The following is a 22,391-nucleotide window of genomic DNA, read 5'->3' as shown; positions in this document are numbered from 1 at the left end:
AGGTCAGTTTTGGCCAAATACCATGTGGTGAACCAAGTCACCATACATAGTCCAGGTTTCCGTTGTTGCGACAATGCTCGACAGCGCGATCAACCCCCGCGTTTGGACCGGCGTTCAGACCCGTCGGCTTTGCTCGGGGCGGCCCGGTCGCCGTCCGGCGCAGAGCCCAGGTCGGTGATCAGTTCACGCAGTTCCTCCAGCTCGCGGCGCAGGTAGTCGCGGGTCACCACCTCGCCGACCGCCAGCCGCAGCGAGGCCAGTTCGCGGGCCAGGAACTCGGTGTCGGCCTTGGTCTGTTCAGCCCGGCGCCGGTCCTCCTCCAGCGAGACCCGGTCCCGGTTCTCCTGGCGGTTCTGGGCCAGCAGGATCAGCGGGGCGGCGTAGGCGGCCTGCGTGGAGAAGGCCAGGTTGAGCAGGATGAACGGGTACGGGTCCCACTGGAAGGCGAAAACCCCGATGTTGAGCGCGATCCAGACCACCACCACGATCGTCTGGATGGCCAGATAGCGCCCGGTGCCCAGGAACCGCGCGATCCGCTCGCTGAAGGCGCCCACCGCCTCGACGTCGAAGCGCAGCCCGAAGCCACGGGTCGCGCGCGGGGTGTCCAGCCGCTGACGCGCCGACGATTCGCTCATGAACCCACCGCCGGGAGGTCGGGCTCGTCGCGTTCACGCCAGTCGTCGGGCAGCATGTGGTCGAGTACGTCATCGACGGACACCGCGCCCAGCAGGTGGTTCTCCTCGTCGACCACCGGGCCGCACACCAGGTTGTACGCCGCGAAGTAGCGGGTGACCGCGGCCAGCGAGTCGGCCGGGCTGAGGCTGGGCAGGTCGGTGTCGACGATGCCGCTGACCAGTGTGGCGGGGGGTTCGCGCAGCATCCGCTGCAGGTGGACGCAGCCCAGGTAATGCCCGGTCGGGGTGGCGCTGGGCGGCCGGGTGACGAACGCCATCGAGGCCAGCGCCGGGGTGAGGTCCGGATCGCGCATCCGCGCCAGTGCCTCGGCCACCGTGGTGTCGGGTGCCAGGACCACCGGCTCGCTGGTCATCAGACCACCGGCGGTGTCGGGCGAGTGCGCCAGCAGGCGCCGGACGTCCTCGGAGTCCTCGGGGTCCATCTTGCGCAGCAGGGTTTCGGCGTCGGCCGGGGTCATCGAACCGAGCACGTCGGCGGCGTCGTCGGGATCCATCGCCTCCAGCACGTCGGCGGCCCGTTCGGTGTTCAGTTGACGCAGCACCGCGGCCTGTTCCTCTTCGGGTAGTTCCTGCAACACGTCGGCGAGGCGCTCGTCGTCGAAGGCCCGGTACAACTCGTAGCGCCGCTTGACCGGCAGTTCGCGCAACGCCTCGGCCACCTCGATCGGGCGCTGCCCCTCGAACTGCTCCAGCAGCGAGGCCACGCCCTGGTCGGGCATCGCCAGCCCGGACGGGGTGAGGCCGTGTACGTTCTGCCAGTCCACGACATGGATGTTGGTGCGCCGTCCCAGACGTCGTTGCGGGCGCACCGCCACCCGGGTGACCACCCAGTCGCGGGTCCGGGTCTGTTCGATGCCCATATCGACTACCACGACGTCGATTCCGGCCAGCTGCGGTAGATCGGGATCATCGACCCGCACCCGGGTTTCCAGCACCTGGCCCAGCACCAACACCTCGCCGGGCCGCTGGGCGAACCGGCGCAGCGACACGCTGCCGGTGGCCAGCGTCACCGAGCCGGGCTCGATCGCGGTGACCCGCAGGATGGGCACGAAAATCCTTCGCCGGGTGAGCAATTCGACGACCAGGCCGAGAACCCGCGGCTGCTGACGGACGATGCTGATGCTGATCACCACATCGCGGACGCGGCCGATGGACTCCCCATCGGGGCCCAGCACCACCATCCCCGCCAGCCGGGCCGCGTAGACCCTGTTCACCGCCGCCATGAGTCAAAGGGTAGAGACTGTGGGGGTGGAGAACACGTATCGACCCCGGAGAACCTGCCTCTCGGTTCCGGGAAGCAGCCTGAAGATGATCGAGAAGGCCAAGGCACTGCCCGCCGATGAGGTGTTCCTCGACCTGGAGGACGCGGTCGCGGCCGAGGCCAAGGAAACCGCCCGCGCACAGGTGGCGGCCGCACTGGCCGGTGACGGGTGGGGCGGCCAGCTGCGCGGGGTCCGGGTCAATGACTGGACCACCCCATGGACCTATGCCGATGTCATCGAGGTGGTCTCCACCGCAGGAGCCGCGCTGGACATCATCGTGTTGCCCAAGGTGACCGAGGTGGCCCACATCCAGGCCCTGGATCTGTTGCTCAGCCAGTTGGAAACCACCTGCGGCCTCGAACCCGGCGGCATCGGTATCGAGGCGCAGATTGAGAATGCCCAGGGGCTGACCAACGTCGACGCGATCGCGGCGGGCCCGCGGGTGCAGGCGTTGGTGTTGGGGCCCGGCGACATGGCGGCGAGCCTGAACATGCGCACGCTGGAGGTCGGCGGCCAGCCCGAGGGCTACGACCTCGGCGATGCCCACCACCACGTGCTGATGCGGATTCTGATCGCGGCGCGCAACCGCGGCATCAACGTGATCGACGGGCCCTACGTGAAGGTGCGTGACGTGGACGGGTTCCGTCGGGTGGCGGGCCGCTCGGCGGCGTTGGGCTACGACGGCAAATGGGTGTTGCACCCGGACCAGATCGCGGCGGGCAACGAGATCTTCAGTCCGCGCCAGGCCGATTACGATCACGCCGAGTTGATCCTGGATGCCTACGAATGGCACACCTCGCACGCCGGTGGTGCCCGGGGAGCGGTGATGCTGGGCGACGAGATGATCGACGAGGCCAGCCGCAAGATGGCGCTGGTGGTCGCGGGGAAGGGGCGGGCGGCCGGGATGCGTCGGCTGGCCGAGCCGTTCCGTCCGCCGGCCTAGACCGTGGCGTCGGACCCAGAGTTGCCCGGTCTGCCTGCGCCGCACCGTAATTCGGTGCGCCACGGGTCAGGCCGCGAACAGCGCGGCGACGAAGAGCAGTAACCAGCCGCCGTTGAGCACGATCCCGATCGCGCCGACGACGATGCCGGCGACCGCCAGACCGTGACCCTGCTCGCCGCGCTGTTTGATCTGGCCGAGGGCGGCGATGCCGAGACCGACGCCGACGAACGCCGCGAGCAACCCGAGCGCGCACATGAACAGCAGCGGCAGCGACAGGATCGAGGCCACCAGCGAACCGATCGCCAGGTTGTTCGTGACGGCGCCCGGTGCCGTGTGATAGCCGACGGGATAGGGCCCGGGCATCCCGAAGCCGGGCGGCGGCGGATAGCCCGGGGGCGGTGGGAAACCCGGCGGCGGGAAGCCCGGCGGCGGTGGGGGATAGCCGGGATCGGCGCCGAACGACGGCAGATAACCCGGCGGGGGCGGGTAGTCCTGTGGGAAGTCGGCGGGGTAGTCGACCGCGGGTGGATAGGGGTCACTGACCTGCCCGTCCAGCGGCGCGAACTCGTATGACGGTTGCGCCGGACCGCTTTGCGGCCGATCCTGAGACTGTTCGATGGACGGCGCTTCGTAGCCGCCGGATGACGGTTCCGACGGCGCGGCGCCGGATGGCGGCGTTTCGCCCGCGTTGCCGTCCGCGTTTGTCATGCTGATCAACTTAGCGCAGGGCGTTGCGGTAACGAGAGCAGCCGCCGAGCAGGCGGCGGAGGAGAGTGAAGGTCGATGACGAGTCCATTTCAGTCCGGTCAGACGCCGGGTGCCGCTGCCGCTGCGCGCGGCGCGTTGCCGACCCCGCCGAAAGGCTGGCCGATCGGGTCCTACCCGACGTACGCGGAGGCCCAGCGTGCCGTCGACCACCTGTCCGACCAACAGTTTCCGGTGCAGCAGGTGACGATCGTCGGGGTGGATCTCATGCAGGTGGAGCGCGTCACCGGACGGCTCAGCTGGCCCAAGGTGCTCGGCGGTGGTGTGCTGTCCGGGGCCTGGCTGGGTCTGTTCATCGGTCTGATCCTGGGCTTCTTCAGCCCCAATCCGTGGAGTGCACTGCTCACCGGTTTGATCGCCGGTGTCTTCTTCGGTCTGATCACCTCGGCGATCCCGTACGCGATGGCTCGCGGCACAAGAGATTTCAGTTCGACGATGCAGCTGGTCGCCGGTCGTTACGACGTGCTGTGCGATCCGCAGAGTGCTGAGCAGGGCCGGGATCTGCTGGCGCGCTTGACGATCTGACCCGCCACCCTGCCGGTGGCCGAGATCGGCAGGTCACGATTGGGACGCGCGCGGCCCGGCACTGTTGCACATACCTGCGCATGGCTCTACGGTTTGCGCGCGGGTGGTTCCCCGCCGGAGTCGCCGCGGCGGCGACTCCGCACCTCGACGGGAGGCAGAGCGGTGCGGGCTCGGCGGCTGTGTGCTGCGGCAGTGGCCGCGTTGACGACGGCCTCGGTGGTGTCGGCCTGTGGCAGCGACGGCGACGGGATCGTCATCAACTACTACACCCCGGCCAACGAGATGGCGACTTTCACCGCGGTGGCCAAGCGCTGCAATGCCGAACTCGGCGGCCGCTTCACCATCAAACAGGTGAGTTTGCCCAAGGGCGCCGACGACCAACGGCTGCAGCTGGCCCGCAGGTTGACCGGCAACGACAAGACTCTCGACGTCATGGCGCTCGACGTGGTCTGGACCGCCGAGTTCGCCGAGGCCGGCTGGGCCGTCCCGCTGTCGGAGGACCCGGCCGGCGCCGCCGAATCCGATGCCCGGGACAACACCCTGCCCGGCCCGCTGGAGACCGCCCGCTGGAACGGTGAGCTGTACGCATCGCCGATCACCACGAACACCCAATTGCTGTGGTACCGCGCTGATTTGATGGAGGAGCCGCCGTCCACCTGGGACGCCATGGTCAGTACGGCGACCCGGCTGCACGCCGCGGGCAAACCCAGTTGGATTGCGGTGCAGGCGAAGCAGTACGAGGGCCTGGTGGTGTGGTTCAACTCGCTGCTGGCCAGCGCCGGCGGCCAGGTGCTGTCCGACGACGGCAAGACTGTCACGCTCACCGACACCCCGGAGCATCGCGCCGCGACCGTCAAGGCATTGCAGATCATCAAATCGGTTGCTACCGCGCCCGGAGCCGACCCGTCGGTCACCCAGACCGATGAGGCCACGGCCCGGCTCGCGCTGGAGCAGGGCAAGGCGGCGCTGGAGGTCAACTGGCCGTTCGTGCTGCCGTCGCTCCTGGAGAACGCCGTCAAGGGCGGGGTGAACTTCCTGCCGCTCGACCAGCGGGCCGATCTCGTCGATGCGATCAACGATCTGGGCACGTTCTCACCGACCGACGAGCAGTTCCAGTCCGCGTATGAGGCGAGCAAAGAAGTGTTCGGGTTCGCCCACTATCCGGGTGTGCGCGAGGGGGAACCGGCCAAGGTGACCCTGGGCGGGCTAAACCTGGCCGTGGCCAGCACCAGCCGGCACAAGGCCGAGGCCTTCGAGGCGATCCGGTGTCTGCGCAACGTCGAGAACCAGCGCTACACCTCGGTGGAGGGCGGGTTGCCCGCGGTGCGTGAATCGCTGTACGACGATCCGGCGTTCCAGGCGAAGTACCCGCAGTACGCCATCATCCGTGAGCAGCTGACCAACGCCGCGGTCCGTCCCGCGACCCCGGTGTATCAGGCTGTGTCCACCCGCATTTCGGCCACCCTGGCGCCGATCACCGACATCGACCCGGAGCGCACCGCCGATGAGCTGACCGAGCAGGTACAGAAGGCCATCGACGGCAAAGGGCTGATCCCATGACCCCGCTCGGTCCGATCACCGACAACCGCAGATCCGAACGCAGGCTGGCGTTCGCACTCATCGCGCCCGCGGTGATCCTGATGATGGCGGTGACGGCCTACCCGATCGGCTACGCGGTCTGGCTGAGCCTGCAGCGCTACAACCTGGCCGCGCCCGACGACACCGCCTTCGTCGGATTCGCCAATTACCAGACGATCCTCACCGACCGGTACTGGTGGACGGCGTTCGCGGTGACGCTGGGGATCACCGTCGTCTCGGTGGCCATCGAGTTCGTGCTCGGCATGGCGCTGGCACTGGTCATGCACCGCACGATCTTCGGTAGGGGCGTGGTGCGCACCGCGGTGCTGATCCCGTACGGCATCGTGACCGTGGCGGCCTCCTACAGCTGGTATTACGCCTGGACGCCGGGCACCGGCTATCTGGCCAACCTGCTGCCCGACGGGAGCGCCCCGCTCACCGAGCAACTGCCCTCGCTGGCGATCATCGTGCTGGCCGAAGTGTGGAAGACCACGCCGTTCATGGCGCTGCTGCTGTTGGCCGGTCTGGCCCTGGTGCCGCAAGACCTGCTGAACGCCGCCCAGGTGGACGGGGCCGGCGCCTGGACGCGGCTGGTCAAAGTGATTCTGCCGCTGATCAAACCGGCCATCCTGGTGGCGTTGCTGTTCCGTACGCTCGACGCGTTCCGGATCTTCGACAACATCTACGTGCTGACCGGGGGAGCCAACAACACCGGCTCGGTGTCGATCTTGGGCTACGACAACCTGTTCAAGGCCTTCAACCTCGGACTGGGTTCGGCCATCAGCGTGTTGATCTTCCTGTCGGTGGCCGTCATCGCGTTCGTCTTCATCACGATCTTCGGTGCCTCGGCGCCCGGTGCAGACGTGGAGAGGACCTGAGCATGGCTGAGCGGGTGAGTGCGCAACGTGCGACCGGGTGGACGGTCGTCAACATCCTGGTGGTGCTGTACGCGTTGCTGCCGGTGTTGTGGATCCTGTCGCTGTCGCTCAAGCCGACGTCGAGCGTGAAGGACGGCAAGCTGATTCCGGCAGAGATCACGTTCGAGAACTACAAGGGCATCTTCACCGGCAACATCTTCACCTCGGCACTGATCAACTCGATCGGCATCGGGTTGATCACCACGGTGATCGCGGTGGTGATCGGCGGGATGGCCGCCTATGCGGTGGCGCGGCTGGACTTCCCGGGTAAGAAGTTGCTGGTCGGGGTGGCCCTGTTGATCGCGATGTTTCCGCAGATCTCGTTGGTGACACCGATTTTCAACCTGTGGCGCAGCGTCGGGTTGTTCGACACCTGGCCGGGCCTGATCATTCCCTACATCACCTTCGCGCTGCCGCTGGCGATCTACACGCTCTCGGCGTTCTTCCGGGAGATCCCGTGGGACCTGGAGAAGGCCGCCAAGATGGACGGGGCCACCCCGGCGCAGGCGTTCCGCCGCGTGATCGCCCCGCTGGCGGCCCCGGGTATCGTCACCGCCGCCATCCTGGTGTTCATCTTCGCGTGGAACGACCTGCTGCTGGCGCTGTCGCTGACCGCGACCCAGCGTGCGATCACCGCTCCGGTGGCCATCGCGAACTTCACCGGCAGTTCGCAATTCGAGGAGCCGACGGGTTCGATCGCCGCGGGTGCCATGGTGATCACGATCCCGATCATCATCTTTGTTCTGATCTTCCAGCGGCGGATCGTCGCTGGCCTGACATCCGGTGCGGTAAAGGGGTAATTGGATGGCCGAGATTGTGTTGGACCGGGTGACCAAGAGTTACCCCGACGGCGCAGGGGGAGTCAGGCAGGCCGTCAAGGAATTCTCGATGACGATCGCCGACGGGGAGTTCATCATCCTGGTCGGACCGTCGGGCTGCGGTAAGTCCACGACGCTGAACATGATTGCCGGGCTTGAGGACATCTCGTCGGGCGAGCTGCGGATCGGTGGCGAGCGGGTCAACGACAAGGCGCCCAAGGACCGCGACATCGCGATGGTGTTCCAGTCCTACGCGCTCTATCCGCACATGACCGTGCGGCAGAACATCGCCTTCCCGCTCACCCTCGCCAAACTCAAGAAGGACGAGATCGCGGCCAAGGTCGAAGAGACCGCCAAAATCCTGGATCTGAGCGAGCTGCTGGACCGTAAGCCCGCGCAGCTGTCCGGCGGGCAGCGTCAGCGGGTGGCGATGGGCCGGGCAATCGTGCGGCGCCCCAAGGCATTCCTGATGGATGAGCCGTTGAGCAACCTGGACGCCAAACTGCGGGTGCAGATGCGGGCCGAGATCGCGCGGCTGCAGAGCCGGCTGGGCACCACCACGGTCTACGTGACGCACGACCAGACCGAGGCGATGACACTGGGCGACCGGGTGGTGGTGTTGCTGGCCGGTGAGATCCAGCAGATCGGCACACCCGACGAGCTCTACAACAATCCGGCGAACCTGTTCGTGGCGGGCTTCATCGGATCACCGGCGATGAACTTCTTCCCGGCCACGTTCACCGATGTGGGGGTCCGGCTGCCGTTCGGCGAGGTCACTTTGACCCCGCAGGTGCATGAGCTGCTGGCCCGTCAACCCAAGCCGGACAACATCATTGTCGGCATCCGACCGGAACATCTGGAAGACGCGGCGTTGCTCGACGGGTACGCCCGCATCCGCGCGCTGAGCTTCGGAGTGCGCGCCGAATTCGTCGAGTCGCTCGGGGCCGACAAGTACGTGCACTTCACCGTCGAGGGCGCCGGCGCCGAAGCGGCTCAACTCGCCGAGCTGGCCGCCGATTCCGGGACCGGTGTCAACGAGTTCGTGGCGCGGGTGTCGGCGGAATCGGCGGCGGCCGACGGCCAGCAGATCCAGTTGGCGTTCGACACCGCCAAGTTGGCCATCTTCGATGCCGAAACCGGGGTGAACCTGACCCGTGTCGAGCCGCTTGAGCCCGAAGCCGCGCCCGAGCCCGAGCCCGAGGCCGAAGCCGCGTCCGCGTCTGACACCGACTCGCCCGCAGAACCGACAGAACAGTGATCGACGTCCTGGCTGCGGTCCGTGCCCAGGTGTCCGAGCACTTCGCCGCGGCGGGGATCACCGCCGAACCGGTCAGCGCCAGCGTCACTTTCCTGGGCACCGAGCGTATCGACGTGCTGCGGTTCGGGCCGGATCTCGGTGCCGAGGCGGGCGGCGGGACCGGCCCGGACCTCTATCACTATGTGACACTGGGCTGTTCGCGGCACCCGATGTTCGATCCGACGGAGCTGGTCTCCGATCCGATCCACGGCCCGCGGGCGGAGGTGGTGCTGTCGCTGCGCGGACCCACCCCGGGTGGGCTGGCTCGTTCCCTGGCGGTGCTGGCCGCCGCCCCCGCGGTGGAAGGGCTGGTGCTGGAGGCCGACGCCCTCATCGACCTCGAGACGCCACTGTTCGACGCCGCGCCGTTCAGCGCATTCCTGTTGGGGCCCAGCGATATCGGAGAGGTGAGCCTGCCCGAGCCGTTGTCCGCGGTGACGGTGCTGTCGGCCACGCCGATCACCGCCACCGAGGCCGCTTGGGTGCGGCTCAAGGGTGCCGATGCGATGCGGGAGGCGTGGCAGGCCGACGGGGTCGACGTGCTCGATCCGACCCGGCGGGCGGCCAGCCCGAGCTGATTGCGGCTAGAGCCAATCGTTGTGGCGGAACGTGCGGTACAGCACGAAGCAGACCGTGGCCATCAGCAGCAGCACCGCGGGATAGCCCCAGGTCCACGCTAATTCGGGCATGTGCTCGAAGTTCATCCCGTAGATCCCGGCCATGGCGGTCGGCACGGCGGCGATCGCCACCCACGCCGAGATCTTGCGCATGTCCACGTTCTGCTGCATCGCGACCTTGCCGAGCGCGGCCTGCACCAGCGAGCTGAGCATCTCGTCGTAGCTGGTGACCCGGTCGGAGGCCTGCACGTTGTGGTCGTGCACGTCGCGCATGTACCGGCGCACCTCCACGGAGATCAGGTCGTTGTGGTCGCTGAGCAGGCGGGCCAGCGCCAGGGTCAGCGGGGCCACCGCGCGGCGCATCTCGACCACCTCGCGCTTGAGCAGGTAGATGGACTCGATGTTGGTGCGGGTGCGCGGGGAGAAGATGTCCTCCTCCATGGCGTCGATGTCGGTTTCCATCAGGTCGGTGACGTCGAGGTAGCTGTCCACCACGTGGTCGGCGATCGCGTGCATCACCGCGAACGGCCCCAGCTTGAGGATCGCCGGTGCGGAATCGAGCCGCCTGCGCACGCCGGCGAGTCCGCCGTGTTCGCCGTGGCGCACCGTGACCACGAAGTCCGGGCCGACGAAGATCATGATCTCCCCGGTCTCGACGATTTCGCGGGCCAGCGCCACCGACTCGTGTTCGACGTAGGTGATGGTCTTGAGGACCAGGAACAGGGTGGTGTCGTAGCGCTCCAGCTTGGGGCGCTGATGCGCGTGCACGGCGTCTTCCACTGCCAGCTCGTGCAGGCCGAAAACGTCTGCCACCGCCTGCATCTGGAACTCGTCGGGTTCGTGCAGGCCGATCCAGACGAACGCCTTCTGCCCCGCCCGCTGCAATTCGCGGACCTTGTTCAGCGCTGCGGCGTGGGTGTACTTGCCGGGGAGCCGGTCACCGCCGCAGTACACACCGCAATCGACCATGGCCTGTGCCACCGGAACGTGGATCGACTTGGGGTCAGGTGGTGTGGGCCGGGTGCGGGTGGTGGGGCGCAGGCCCGGCGGCAGGGCGCGGAATGAGGGCATGGACTGCGACCTTCCTTTGCGGCGACCTTACCGATGCGGCACCTATGCGGTGTGCTCCCAACCTGATCAGCGCACATCGAATGCTACGCGAAGTTACTGTTGCGTAACGCTCACGGCTGGGGAACCCGACCCGGTGAGATTGGGGCTTGAAGTACCCTTGCGCGGTGTCGGAAAGTACAGTCGTGTCCTCGCCCGAGCGCTCGGAGCGCACCCCGCAAGTTGTCATCGATGACGCCGAGATCTTCGATGCTCATGAAGGCGGAAAACTCTCGGTCGAGTTGAAGGCGCCGCTGGACACCCAGCGGGCGTTGTCGATTGCCTATACCCCGGGCGTGGCCCAGGTCAGCCGGGCCATCGCCACCGATCACACCCTGGCGGCCAAGTACACCTGGGCCAATCGGTTGGTGGCGGTGGTCAGCGACGGCAGTGCGGTGTTGGGCCTGGGTGACATCGGCCCGGCCGCGTCGCTGCCGGTGATGGAAGGCAAGAGTGCGCTGTTCAAGACGTTCGGCGGGTTGAACTCGATCCCGATCGTGCTCGACACCAAGGATCCTGATGAGATCGTCGAGACCCTGATCCGGCTGCGTCCGACGTTCGGCGCGGTGAACCTGGAGGACATCTCGGCACCGCGCTGCTTCGAGATCGAGCGCCGGGTCATCGAGGCGCTGGATTGCCCGGTGATGCACGACGATCAGCACGGCACCGCGATCGTGGTGCTCGCCGCGCTGATCGGTGCCACCAAGGCGCTCCAGCGTGACATCCATTCCCTGCGGGTGGTGATCTCCGGTGCCGGCGCGGCGGGGGTGGCATGTGCCAACATTCTGCTGAACAAGGGCATCAACGACGTCGTCGTGCTTGATTCGCAGGGCATCGTGCACACCGGCCGCGACAACCTCAACAGTTTCAAGGCCGAGTTGGCCGGGCGCACCAATCCGCGCAAGCTCACCGGTGGGGTGGCCGAGGCGCTACAGGGTGCTGATGTATTCCTCGGGGTGTCGGCCGGTGTGGTGCCCGAGGAGCTCATCGCCACGATGGCGCCGAACTGCATCGTGTTCGCGTTGTCGAACCCGGATCCGGAGATCCATCCGGATGCGGCGCGTAAGTACGCCGCGGTGGTGGCGACCGGGCGCAGCGACTTTCCCAATCAGATCAACAATGTGCTGGCCTTCCCGGGGGTGTTCCGCGGTGCCCTCGATGCGGGTGCGCGGCGTATCACCGAGGCGATGAAGGTGGCCGCGGCCGAGGCGATCTTCTCGGTGGTCGGTGACGATCTCGCGGTCGATCACATCGTGCCCAGCGCGCTGGACCCGCGGGTCGGCCCAGCGGTGGCAGCCGCAGTCGCGGCGGCGTCTGAATCCTGAGTTCACGCATGCGCCGCACCCTGGCGTTGGCGCTGGTGGTGCTGTCTGCCCTGGTGACAGCCGGGTGCGGCGGCCATTCGGGCCCGGCTGCGGTGACGGTCGGGGCGGGGCCGACGCCGGAGTCGGCGCTGCTCGGCCATCTGTACGCGGCCGCGCTGCGCTACTACGGCACCCCGGCGGCGGTCAGCGACAGCGATGGCTCGCTGGGGGTACTGGATTCCGGGTCGATCACCGTGCAACCGGGATTCACCGGCCGGTTCCTGACCGCCTTGAACCCGGGTGCCACGGCCCGGTCGGACGAGCAGGTCTACCGGGATCTGGTGGCGGCACTGCCCGAGGGCGTTGCGGCCGGTGACTACACCATGTCGGCGCAGGACAAACCGGTACTGGTGGTCACCGAGGCCACCGCGTCGAAGTGGGGCGGTACCGATCTGAGCGTGGTGCGCCGGCATTGCGCAGAGGTCCGCCCGGGCGCACTGGCCACGGCACAGGTTCCCACACAGATCGGTCTGTGCGAGCCGGCCGCGCCTCGTACGTTCCCCGACCGCAAGAGCCTGTTCGCGGCACTGAATGCCGGGACCGTCAATGCGGCCTGGGCGACGACGGCTGATCCGGCCATCCCGTCGGAGCTGACCGTGCTGTCGGACAAGACCGCATTGGTCCGCGGCGAGAACGTGGTGCCGCTGTACCGCCGCAACACGCTCGACGAACGTCAGGTGCTGGCGCTCAACGAGATCGCCGGGGTGCTCGACACCGGTTCGTTGGCCGACATGCGCCGCCAGGTTGCCGAGGGCGCCGATCCCGGTGCGGTGGCCGACGAGTTCCTGCAGGCCAACCCCCTCGGCCACTGACCTCCCCCTGGCACCGTGATCGTGCGTGTCTGCTGCCCGCCACGCCGCAAATCAGCGGCAATCTGCGCACGCTCGCGGCCCACGAGTGCGCGTCAGCGCGGCATGGCCCGCCCGACCACCGAGGCGAACAGCCGCTGGTATCCCGAGCCGGTGATCCGCACGATCACGTCGAGGATCTTGGCGTCGGGCCCGACCAGCACGCGTGCCTTGTCCTTGCGCACCGCTTCCAGGATGATCTTCGCCGCGCGCTGCGGCGTGGTGTTGGCCAGCTTCTTGTCGAAGGCCTCCGCGAGTGCCTTCTGGTCGAGCCCCTCGGCCGCGGTGGAGTTGCGCGCGATGGCGGTCTTGATGCCGCCGGGGTGCACGCACGTCACCTTGACCGGATGCTTGGCCATCGCCATCTCCTGGCGCAGCGCCTCGGTGAAGCCGCGCACGGCGAACTTGGCCGAGTTGTAGGCGGCCTGGCCGGGGACCGAGAAGATGCCGAACAGGCTGGAGACGTTGACGATGTGACCGTCGCCGGAGGCGATCAGGTGCGGCAGGAACGCCTTGGTGCCGTTGACGACGCCCCAGTAGTCGACGTCCATCACCCGCTCGATGTCCTTGAACTGGCTGACCTCGACATCGCCGGTGAACGCGATGCCGGCGTTGTTGTAGATCTGGTTGACCTTGCCGAAATGTTCTTTGACGGCGTCGGCGTAGAGCAGGAACGCCTCGCGTTCGGTGACGTCGAGCCGGTCGGCTTTCACCTCGGCGCCGATCGCCTTGAGCCGCTCCTCGGTGACTGCCAGGCCCTCGGTGTCGACGTCGCTGATCGCCAGTTTGGCGCCCGAGCGTCCGAGTTCGATGGCCAGTGCCTGTCCGATGCCTGATCCGGCGCCCGTGACGACGGCGACTTTTCCGGCGAAGCCTTCCATGCCCACTCCCTTGTGTGTCGTTCGACTTGTGTCGAGATTAGCCGGTACCCGCGGTTCCGTCTGAGCCGGCCGGTGTGGTCGCGGTGGGCTAGGACGCTGCCGCGGCCGTCGGTCGCCACACCTCGGCCAGGGCGTCCAGCGGGATGTCGAGGGCGTCGCTCAAACCGATGATGGTGCCGAATGCGGGGGAGGGCAGCCGACCGGTTTCGATCTTGCGCAGCGTCTCGGGGGAGATGCCGGCGCAGTGTGCGACGTCGTCGAGGGTGCGGTCACCGCGTGCGCTGCGCAACGCCGCGCCGAGCCGGCGACCCGCGGCGATCTGGGCGGGCGTGAGCGGGGTGCGGACCACGACACCACGGTAGCGTCGGTATTTATATACCGCTAGGGTTGGTATTTAAATACCGCACCGAAAGGGCCGGACGTGATCGAACTGAAGACCGCTGCCGAGATCGAGAAGATGCGGGTCACCGGCCGCTTCGTGGCCGAGGTGCTCACCACGTTGAGTGGGCTCGCCGACGTCGGGGTCAACCTGCTCGACCTCGAACACCATGCCCGCACCATGGTCACGCAACGCGGCGCCGAGTCGTGCTACTGGGACTACGACCCGTCGTTCGGCCGCGGCCCGTTCCGCAACGTCATCTGCCTGTCGGTGAATGACGCTGTGCTGCACGGTCTTCCACACGACTACCGGATGTGCGACGGTGACGTGCTGAGCATGGACTTCGCGGTGTCCGTCGACGGCTGGGTGGCCGACGCGGCGCGCACCGTGATCGTCGGGACGCCCGCGGCCGCCGACGTGCGCCTGGTCCGCGCCACCGAGGAGGCCCTGACCGCGGGGACCGCGGCGGCCCGGCCGGGCAACCGTTTGGGCGACATCTCGGCTGCCATCGGAGCCGTCGCCGCCGATTACGGCTACCCGGTCAACGTCGAGTTCGGCGGCCACGGACTGGGCCGCACCATGCACGAGGATCCGCACGTGCCGAACCGGGGCACACCCGGCCGCGGCATGAAGCTGCGCGCGGGGATGACGCTGGCGCTGGAACCCTGGCTTGCCGCCGGCACCGACCGCATCGTCTACGACCCGGACGGCTGGACCATCCGGTCAGCCGACGGCTCGCGCACCGCCCACACCGAGAACACCGTGGCGATCACCGAGACGGGCCCGCTGGTGTTGACCGGCTGAGCGTCGCTGACACCCATCAGTACTCGGGCCGCAGCAGCCAGGTGGCGACGACGCTGATGGCCGCGGTGGCCACCAGATACCCGCACGCCAACCAGGGCGAGCCGCCGCCGACGGCGATCAGCGCGGTGAGGATCATCGGGGTCAGTCCCGACGCGTACACCCCGGAGAGCTGGTAGACCGTCGAGAGTCCGGTGTAACGGGTGCGGGTCGGGAACAGCGACGCGTACAGCGTGCCCTGGGCGCCGTAGAACCACGCGTGAATGATGCCGAACGCCAACACCATTCCGATCGCGTACGCCGTGATGCTGCCGGTGTTGAACAGTGCGAAGGCCGGGAACACCGCCAGGCCGTAGGCGGCGATGCCGGTGCCGTACACCGCACGTGGACTGAACCGGTCGGCCAGCCACCCCGACACCGGCAGCAGGGCGGCCATCAGCAGCGCCGCGACGGTGACGACGATCAGCACCGGCACCTTGTCCAGGTGCAGGGTGGTGGTGGCGTAGGCGATGGTGAACACGCCCCAGGTGTTGTATGCCGCGCCCTCGCCCCAGCGTGACAGCAGCCCGAGCACGGTCGTCCGCAACGTCGGAGGCCGGAAGATCTCCTTGACGGGGACTGCCGCACGGGCGTCGTCACGGCGGATCTTCTCGAACGCGGGCGTCTCGGCCACCCGGAACCGCACCACGACACCGAAGATCACCAACGCGATGCTGAACAGGAACGCGATGCGCGAGCCGTAGGCCAGGAACGCCTCGGGCGAGAGCCACAGTTGCAGGAGCACGAACACGCCGGTGCCCAACGCCAGACCCAGCGCCAGCCCAATCTGCGGAATGCTGCCGAACAGCCCACGTCGCCCCCGCGGGCTGTGTTCGACGGCCAGCAGCACCGCGCCGGCCCACTCACCGCCGAGCGCGAAGCCCTGCACGATGCGCAGCAGCAGTAACAGGATGGGGGCCAGCACGCCGATCTGCGCCGCGGTGGGCAGCAGCCCCATGAGCGCGGTGGCACCACCCATCAGCAGCATCGTCAGCGCCAGGGTGCGTTTGCGGCCGATGCGATCCCCGACGTGCCCGAAGACGAAACCGCCGATGGGTCGCACCAGGAAACCGACGGCGAACGTCGCGAAGGCCAGCATGGTTCCGACGAACGAGCTCTGGTCGGGGAAGAACGCATGGTTGAACACCAGGCTGGCCGCTGTGGCGTAGAGGAAGAAGTCGTACCACTCGATCGTGGTGCCGACGACGCTGGCGAGGACGGCGGTACGTACGGTCTGGCCAGGGGCAGCCGTCGCCTCATCGGCAACCAGCTCCGGTGCGATAGTCACCCTAGTTGAGTAGTTGCCCTACGGCCGGGGGACCACCATTGCGCGCGCTGTGAGTCAAACCCGGGCCGCGAGCGTGCGCAGAATGCTGACGTACACCGGCGTGCTTACCGGCAGACGCGCACGCTCGCGCGGCTGGGTTACCCGAAGGCCAGGTCGATGATCTCCTGCTGCTCGACAGCGTGCACCTTCGACGAACCCGAGGACGGCGCCGACATCGCGCGCCGCGAGATCCGCTTGATCGGGTTGAAGTACTCCGGCAGCACCTCGGGCAGCGTCAGCCCGATCGAGGGCCAGGCCCCCTGGTTGGCCGGTTCCTCCTGCACCCAGAACTTCTCGGTGGCATTCGGGTAGCGGTCCAGCGTCTCGGCCAGCCGGCGCCGTGGCAGCGGGGCCAGCTGTTCCAGCCGCACGATCGCCACGTCCTCGCGGTTGTCCTTGTTCTTGCGGGCCACCAGGTCGTAGTAGATCTTGCCGCTGCACAGCAGGACCCGGGTGACCTTGCTGCGGTCGCCGTCGCCGTCGGTGTAGGTGGGCTCCTCCAGTACCGAGCGGAACTTCTGCTCGGTGAAGTCCCGGATATCGCTGACCGCGGCCTTGTTGCGCAGCATCGACTTCGGCGTGAACACGATCAGCGGACGCTGGATCCCGTCCATGCCGTGCCGGCGCAACAGGTGGAAGTAGTTCGCCGGGGTGGACGGCACCGCGATGGTCATCGACCCCTCGGCCCACAGCTGCAGGAACCGCTCGATACGTCCCGAGGTGTGGTCGGGCCCCTGGCCCTCGTGGCCGTGCGGCAACAGCAGCACCACGTCGGAGAGCTGGCCCCACTTGGCCTCACCGGAGCTGATGAACTCGTCGATGATCGACTGGGCACCGTTGACGAAGTCGCCGAACTGGGCTTCCCACAACACCATTGCGTCCGGATTGCCCACCGAGTAGCCGTATTCGAAGCCGACTGCGGCGAACTCCGACAGCGCGGAGTTGTACACCAGGAACTTGCCGCCGGTGGCGGTGCCCTCGGTGGTGGTGGCCAGCAGCTGCAGCGGGGTGAACTCCTCGCCGGTCTTGCGGTCGACGATCACGGCGTGCCGCTGGGTGAAGGTGCCGCGCTGGGTGTCCTGGCCGGACAGCCGCACCAGCTTGCCCTCGGCGATCAGCGACCCGAGCGCCAGCAACTCGGCGAACGCCCAGTCGATCTTGCCCTCGTAGGCCATCTCGCGACGCTTCTCCAGCACCGGCTTGACGCGCGGGTGCACGGTGAAGCCCTCGGGGATGGCCAGGTGGGCGTCACCGATGCGGGCCAGCAGCGACTTGTCCACCGCGGTGGCCAACCGTTGCGGGATCTGCTGGTCGGCCTCCACCGATTCGCTGGGTTCGGCCGCGTGCTTCTCCAGCTCACGCACCTCGTTGAACACCCGCTCCAGTTGACCCTGGTAGTCGCGCAGGGCGTCCTCGGCCTCTTTCATCGAGATGTCGCCGCGGCCGATCAGGGCTTCGGTGTAGGCCTTGCGGGAGCCGCGCTTGGTGTCGATGACGTCGTACATGTAGGGCTGGGTCATCGACGGGTCGTCGCCCTCGTTGTGACCGCGGCGGCGGTAGCACAGCATGTCGATGACGACGTCCTTCTTGAACGCCTGGCGGAAGTCCACCGCCAGCCGCGCCACCCAGGCGCAGGCTTCCGGGTCGTCGCCGTTGACGTGGAAGATCGGCGCGCCGATCATCTTGGCGACGTCGGTGCAGTACTCGCTGGAGCGCGAATCCGTTGGCGCCGTGGTGAACCCGATCTGGTTGTTGACCACGATGTGGATGGTGCCGCCGGTGCGGTAGCCGTCCAGCAGGGCCAGGTTCAGCGTCTCGGCCACCACACCCTGGCCGGCGAAGGCCGCGTCGCCGTGCAGCATCAGCGGGACGACGGGGTATTCGCCGGAGCCGTCGGCGTCGCGGCCGGGGTCCAGCAGATCCTGCTTGGCCCGAACCAGGCCCTCGAGCACCGGGTCGACAGCTTCGAGGTGGCTGGGGTTGGCGGTCAGCGACACCTCGATGTCGTTGTCGCCGAACATCTGGATGTAGGTGCCCGACGCCCCGAGGTGGTATTTCACGTCGCCGGAGCCGTGGGCTTGGCTCGGATTGAGGTTGCCCTCGAACTCGGTGAAGATCTGGCTGTAGGGCTTGCCGACGATGTTGGCCAGCACGTTGAGCCGGCCGCGGTGCGGCATGCCGATGACCACCTCGTCGAGCGCATGCTCGGCGCACTGGTCGATCACGGCGTCCATCATCGGGATCACGGTTTCGGCGCCTTCCAGCGAGAACCGTTTCTGCCCGACGTATTTGGTCTGCAGGAAGGTCTCGAAGGCCTCGGCCGCATTGAGCTTGCTCAGGATGTACTTCTGCTCGGCGACCGTGGGCTTGTCGTGCTTGACCTCGACGTGTTCCTGGATCCAGCGCTGCTGTTCGGGTTCGAGGATGTGGGTGTACTCCACCCCGATGTGGCGACAGTAGGCGTCGCGCAGTACTGAGAGCACGTCGCGCAGCTTCATGTACTGCTTGCCGGAGAACCCGTCGACCTTGAATTCCCGGTCGAGGTCCCACAGTGTCAGCCCGTGGGTGTTGACGTCGAGGTCGGGGTGACTGCGGAAGCGGGTGTTGTCCAACCGCAGGGGATCGATGTCGGCCATCAGGTGGCCGCGGTTGCGGTAGGCGGCGATGAGCTCGATCACCCGCGCGTTCTTGTCGGCGATCGAGTCCGGGTTGTCGGTGCGCCAGCGCACCGGCTCGTAGGGGATGCCGAGTTCGCGGAAGATCTCGTCGAAGAACTCGTCGTCGAGCAGTAGCTGGTGGATGGTGCGCAGAAAGTCGCCGGACTCCGCGCCCTGGATGATGCGGTGGTCGTAGGTGGAGGTGAGCGTGATCAGCTTGCCGATGCCCAACTCGGCGATGCGTTCCTCACTGGAGCCCTGGAACTCCGCCGGGTACTCCATGGCGCCGGCGCCGATGATGGCGCCCTGGCCCTGCATGAGCCGCGGCACCGAGTGCACGGTGCCGATCGTGCCCGGGTTGGTCAGCGAGATCGTCACGCCGGAGAAATCCTCGGCGGTCAGTTTGCCGTCGCGGGCCCGCCGCACGATGTCCTCGTAGGCGGCGATGAACTGACCGAAACGCATTGTCTCGCAGCGCTTGATGGCGGCCACGACCAGTGAGCGGCTGCCGTCCTTGCCGGGCAGGTCGATGGCCAGGCCCAGGTTCGTGTGGGCCGGGGTGATGGCGGCGGGCTTCCCGTTGACCTCGGCGAAGTACCGGTTCATGTTCGGGAACTTCTTGACCGCCTGCACGATGGCGTAGCCGAGCAGGTGGGTGAAGCTGACCTTGCCGCCGCGGGTGCGCTTGAGGTGGTTGTTGATGACGACGCGGTTGTCGATCATCAGCCTGGCCGGGATGGCCCGCACGCTCGTGGCGGTGGGGACCTCCAGCGAGGCATTCATGTTCTTGACCACGGCCGCAGCGGCGCCGCGCAGCACCTGCGACTCGTCGCCCTCGGCGAGGGTGGGGCCCGACTTGGCCGACTTGGCCGACTGCGCCGGCTTTGCCGGTGCGGCCTTGGTGGGTGCCGGAGCGGCCGGGGCGGGAGTTGCTGCCGGCGGGGCCGCGGGAGCGGTCGGGGTGGCGGCCGGGGCCGAAGCCTGACCGTTGGCGACGGTGTTGTCGGTGGTCGGTTCCGGGGAGTAGTCGACCAGAAATTCGTGCCAACTCGGATCCACCGAAGAGGGATCCTCGCGGAACTTGCGATACATCTCCTCGACCAACCACTCGTTCTGACCGAATGGTGAAGGTGAACTGCTCACGGCAGACACTCGCCTCGATTCTTGTGTTCGGCGAGCCGCCACAAGGAGGCTTGCCGCTTGTGTTCTTCGTGTGGGCGGCTGATCCCGCTCGACCGCCTCATAAAGGCTATCGCCTTTCGGCGTTGCCCGAGGTCGGCATCGGCCTCAGGACCGAGCGGGCGGCAGCACATGCAACGTTGCAGGCCACCGCGGCGGGGGCGCACCGAACGCCTTGCGGGCGTTGGCGACGATCTTCTTACCCATCAGCCGGTTGCCGATCGCGCCGATGACAGCGCCGATGCCCACCGGTAGCAACTTTCCGAAGGCCATCGCGCCGCGTTTGAGCGTATACCGCCTGGCGAAGTACTTGACCAGCCGGGAGTTCAGCTGCGAGACCGCCGGCAACGGCAGTGTCGCCGCGCCGTCGGAAAGCCACGCTCCGCTGGTGCGCCCGGTGCCGAGCAACTCGCCGATGGCTTGCTTGCTGTCGTCTCCGACCAGGACGGAGAGCACCAGCGCGCGGCGTCGCTCCCGGTGCTCGGCAGGCACGCCGTACACCTCGGCGAGTGCCAGCACGAACAGCGAGGTGGCTTCCAGGAACACCGCCGTCTCGCCGGCCAGGGCCGACAGCGCCATCAGGGTGCCGATGCCCGGGAACGCGGCAGCGGCGCCGACGGCGGCGCCGCTGGCCATCACCGCGGCCAGGTAGCGCTTCTCCAGCCGGGTCACGATCTCGGCCGGGGTGGCATCGGGTTGCCGACTGCGCAACCGGTCCACATAGGCCTTGACCGCGGGGGCCTGCACGCGTGAACTCCCGGCGATGATGGCCGAGAGCGCCTTGGCGGCGGCACTGGGATTTTCGGTCTCCTCGACCGTGGCCGGCAATTGGGCCTTGGACCGCGCACGCACTTCGGGGCCTCCCAGGTGTGAACCCATCGTTGACTGCCAGGCTAACCCGTGACCTGACGTGGATGGAACGAACGAGGCCCCGCCGCCGGTGCCCGAGGGTGACCGCCGTCACGGTTCCCGGCCGCGCGGCGCGCCGGGAACAAAAAACCGATGTGCGGGGCTGTTCTGCTTCATGGCAACATCGCCCGTCGTGGACGAGACGATTTCGGGGACGGAAACATCGGGAGCGGCGCCGAGCCGGCTCCGGATGATTCTCGTGCCGGGCGCCCTGATCGCGCTGGGTCCGCTCACGATCGACATGTATCTGCCCGCCCTGCCGAAGATCGCCGACGAGCTCTCGGTCTCCTCGTCGGTGTCGCAGCTGACGCTCACCGGCACCCTGGCCGGCCTGGCGCTGGGCCAGCTGATCGTCGGGCCGCTGTCGGATTCGCTGGGGCGCCGGCGCCCGTTGATGGCCGGGATCGTGCTGCACATGGCGGCGTCGGTGCTGTGCGTGTTGGCACCCGACATCCTCACCCTCGGGGTGGCCCGCGCGCTGCAGGGGATGGGTGCGGCGGCGGCCTCGGTGGTGGCCGTGGCCGTGGTGGGTGATCTGTTCACCGGAACGATGGCGGCCACCGTGATGTCGCGGCTGATGCTGGTGCTCGGGGTGGCCCCGGTGCTGGCGCCGTCCCTGGGTGCGGCGGTGCTGCTGTACGGATCCTGGCATTGGGTGTTCGTCGCGCTGGTGCTGGTGGCCGGTGCCCTGTTGGCGATGGCCGCACTCGCGCTGCCGGAAACCCTGCCGGTGTCACACCGGCGCCCGTTGGCGGTGCGCGGCATCGTCGGCACCTACGTCGAGCTGCTGGGCGACGCGCGGTTCGTGATCCTGGTGCTGGTGGCCGCGTTGGGCATGTCCGGGCTCTTCGCCTACATCTCGGCGGCACCGTTCGTGCTGCAGGGCCGCTACGGCTTGGACCAGCAGGCGTTCGCCCTGGTGTTCGCCGCCGGCGCGATCGCGCTGATCGGCTCCACACAGTTCAATGTGGTGCTGCTGCGCCGGTTCGCCCCGCAGGCGATCACCGTCGCGGCGTTGACCTGGTCGCTGCTGGCCTCGCTGGTGTTCGTCGGGCTGACCATCGCGCAGGTGGGCGGTCTGTACGGGTTCGTGGTGCCGGTGCTGGCGATCCTGGCCGGAATGGGGCTGGTGATTCCCAACGCTCCGGCGATCGCGTTGTCACGCCATCCCGACGCGGCCGGGACCGCGGCTGCGCTGTTGGGCGCCGCTCAGTTCGGGCTCGGTGCCGCGGTGGCCCCGGCTGTCGGGGCGATGGGCAACGGCGCGCTGGCGCTGGCCGCGGTGATGACGACGGGTATGACGATCGCGCTGATGGCGCTGCTGCTGGTGGGGCGTCGTAACGGCGACGAGGCAGCCCGCGAAGAACCAGACGACTCGGCAGACGGCGTCCTGCAGGTGGTTGCCGAGTCGGCTTGATCCGGCCCGGGGTAGCGTCGGCTGGGCCCGCCATCATCCCTGCACAGTCGAACCCGAGGCCCTACC

At 67.8% G+C, this 22,391-nt stretch carries 20 protein-coding genes; 11 read left to right on the top strand and 9 right to left on the bottom strand.

Annotated elements, in window-relative coordinates; genetic code table 11:
- Positions 1-89 precede the first annotated feature (89 nt).
- Together FR943_RS20500 and FR943_RS20495 are read right to left on the bottom strand one after the other, a co-directional pair.
- Positions 90-635 carry a DUF1003 domain-containing protein gene (locus tag FR943_RS20500; RefSeq protein ID WP_217160107.1) on the bottom strand — a complete coding sequence of 182 codons (546 nt, stop codon included), beginning with the start codon at positions 633-635 and terminating at the stop codon, positions 90-92.
- A complete protein-coding gene (locus FR943_RS20495) occupies positions 632-1,918 on the bottom strand; it encodes a magnesium transporter MgtE N-terminal domain-containing protein (protein WP_217160106.1) in 1,287 nt (428 codons plus the stop codon). Before FR943_RS20495 ends, FR943_RS20500 begins: the two co-directional genes overlap by 4 nt.
- A gap of 25 nt (positions 1,919-1,943) precedes the next feature.
- Between FR943_RS20495 and FR943_RS20490 the strand changes: the two genes are divergently transcribed.
- Positions 1,944-2,900 (top strand): HpcH/HpaI aldolase/citrate lyase family protein, encoded by a 957-nt coding sequence (locus tag FR943_RS20490; protein ID WP_217160105.1) that lies wholly within the window; start codon positions 1,944-1,946, stop codon positions 2,898-2,900.
- 66 nt (positions 2,901-2,966) lie between these two features.
- Here the strand turns inward: FR943_RS20490 and FR943_RS20485 are convergent, their stop codons facing one another.
- The gene (locus tag FR943_RS20485; protein ID WP_217160104.1) at positions 2,967-3,608 is read right to left on the bottom strand and encodes a DUF4190 domain-containing protein; all 642 of its coding nucleotides are present in this window, start codon (positions 3,606-3,608) and stop codon (positions 2,967-2,969) included.
- 75 nt (positions 3,609-3,683) lie between these two features.
- Between FR943_RS20485 and FR943_RS20480 the strand changes: the two genes are divergently transcribed.
- From FR943_RS20480 to FR943_RS20455, 6 genes are all read left to right on the top strand, one after another.
- Positions 3,684-4,190, top strand: a complete 507-nt coding sequence (locus FR943_RS20480; RefSeq protein ID WP_217160103.1) for a YflT domain-containing protein — start codon at positions 3,684-3,686, stop codon at positions 4,188-4,190.
- A gap of 162 nt (positions 4,191-4,352) precedes the next feature.
- The gene (locus FR943_RS20475; RefSeq protein WP_217160102.1) at positions 4,353-5,750 is read left to right on the top strand and encodes an ABC transporter substrate-binding protein; all 1,398 of its coding nucleotides are present in this window, start codon (positions 4,353-4,355) and stop codon (positions 5,748-5,750) included.
- Positions 5,747-6,646 carry a carbohydrate ABC transporter permease gene (locus FR943_RS20470; protein ID WP_217160101.1) on the top strand — a complete coding sequence of 300 codons (900 nt, stop codon included), beginning with the start codon at positions 5,747-5,749 and terminating at the stop codon, positions 6,644-6,646. The genes FR943_RS20475 and FR943_RS20470 overlap by 4 nt, the downstream gene beginning before the upstream one ends.
- Before the next feature lie 14 nt (positions 6,647-6,660).
- Entirely contained in the window at positions 6,661-7,485 is an 825-nt protein-coding gene (locus tag FR943_RS20465; protein ID WP_217160415.1) for a carbohydrate ABC transporter permease, read from the top strand.
- Between the two features lie 4 nt (positions 7,486-7,489).
- Positions 7,490-8,761 carry an ABC transporter ATP-binding protein gene (locus FR943_RS20460; protein WP_217160100.1) on the top strand — a complete coding sequence of 424 codons (1,272 nt, stop codon included), beginning with the start codon at positions 7,490-7,492 and terminating at the stop codon, positions 8,759-8,761.
- Positions 8,758-9,378, top strand: coding sequence for a suppressor of fused domain protein (locus FR943_RS20455; protein WP_217160099.1), 621 nt, complete (start codon positions 8,758-8,760; stop codon positions 9,376-9,378). The genes FR943_RS20460 and FR943_RS20455 overlap by 4 nt, the downstream gene beginning before the upstream one ends.
- A gap of 6 nt (positions 9,379-9,384) precedes the next feature.
- Here the strand turns inward: FR943_RS20455 and corA are convergent, their stop codons facing one another.
- Complete coding sequence (gene corA / locus FR943_RS20450) at positions 9,385-10,488, bottom strand: magnesium/cobalt transporter CorA (RefSeq protein WP_217160098.1); 1,104 nt, start codon at positions 10,486-10,488, stop codon at positions 9,385-9,387.
- Positions 10,489-10,652: 164 nt separating this feature from the next.
- On the opposite strand from corA, the gene FR943_RS20445 reads away from it, so the two are divergent.
- Entirely contained in the window at positions 10,653-11,849 is a 1,197-nt protein-coding gene (locus FR943_RS20445) for an NAD(P)-dependent malic enzyme (RefSeq protein ID WP_308170616.1), read from the top strand.
- 8 nt (positions 11,850-11,857) lie between these two features.
- Positions 11,858-12,700: a glycine betaine ABC transporter substrate-binding protein gene (locus tag FR943_RS20440; protein WP_217160097.1), complete on the top strand. Its 843-nt coding sequence runs from the start codon at positions 11,858-11,860 to the stop codon at positions 12,698-12,700.
- A gap of 92 nt (positions 12,701-12,792) precedes the next feature.
- Here the strand turns inward: FR943_RS20440 and FR943_RS20435 are convergent, their stop codons facing one another.
- Positions 12,793-13,617, bottom strand: coding sequence for an SDR family NAD(P)-dependent oxidoreductase (locus tag FR943_RS20435; protein WP_217160096.1), 825 nt, complete (start codon positions 13,615-13,617; stop codon positions 12,793-12,795).
- Between the two features lie 88 nt (positions 13,618-13,705).
- Positions 13,706-13,966, bottom strand: a complete 261-nt coding sequence (locus tag FR943_RS20430; protein WP_217160095.1) for a helix-turn-helix domain-containing protein — start codon at positions 13,964-13,966, stop codon at positions 13,706-13,708.
- Positions 13,967-14,038: 72 nt separating this feature from the next.
- Between FR943_RS20430 and map the strand changes: the two genes are divergently transcribed.
- A complete protein-coding gene (gene map, locus FR943_RS20425) occupies positions 14,039-14,800 on the top strand; it encodes a type I methionyl aminopeptidase (protein ID WP_217160094.1) in 762 nt (253 codons plus the stop codon).
- A 16-nt stretch (positions 14,801-14,816) separates the two neighbouring features.
- On the opposite strand, the gene FR943_RS20420 is transcribed toward map, so the two are convergent.
- From FR943_RS20420 to FR943_RS20410, 3 genes are all read right to left on the bottom strand, one after another.
- Positions 14,817-16,124: an MFS transporter gene (locus FR943_RS20420; RefSeq protein ID WP_217160093.1), complete on the bottom strand. Its 1,308-nt coding sequence runs from the start codon at positions 16,122-16,124 to the stop codon at positions 14,817-14,819.
- Between the two features lie 137 nt (positions 16,125-16,261).
- Complete coding sequence (locus tag FR943_RS20415) at positions 16,262-19,963, bottom strand: multifunctional oxoglutarate decarboxylase/oxoglutarate dehydrogenase thiamine pyrophosphate-binding subunit/dihydrolipoyllysine-residue succinyltransferase subunit (protein ID WP_217160092.1); 3,702 nt, start codon at positions 19,961-19,963, stop codon at positions 16,262-16,264.
- 144 nt (positions 19,964-20,107) lie between these two features.
- Positions 20,108-20,878, bottom strand: a complete 771-nt coding sequence (locus FR943_RS20410) for a hypothetical protein (protein ID WP_217160091.1) — start codon at positions 20,876-20,878, stop codon at positions 20,108-20,110.
- 145 nt (positions 20,879-21,023) lie between these two features.
- On the opposite strand from FR943_RS20410, the gene FR943_RS20405 reads away from it, so the two are divergent.
- A complete protein-coding gene (locus tag FR943_RS20405) occupies positions 21,024-22,325 on the top strand; it encodes a multidrug effflux MFS transporter (RefSeq protein ID WP_217160090.1) in 1,302 nt (433 codons plus the stop codon).
- Positions 22,326-22,391 lie beyond the last annotated feature (66 nt).

Origin of the sequence: [Mycobacterium] fortunisiensis (assembly GCF_019050325.1) — a bacterium.
Taxonomy (GTDB): Bacteria; Actinomycetota; Actinomycetes; order Mycobacteriales; family Mycobacteriaceae; genus Mycobacterium; species Mycobacterium fortunisiensis.
The sequence above is the reverse complement of the archived record's forward strand: the minus strand, read 5'-3'. Positions and strand labels throughout refer to the sequence as shown.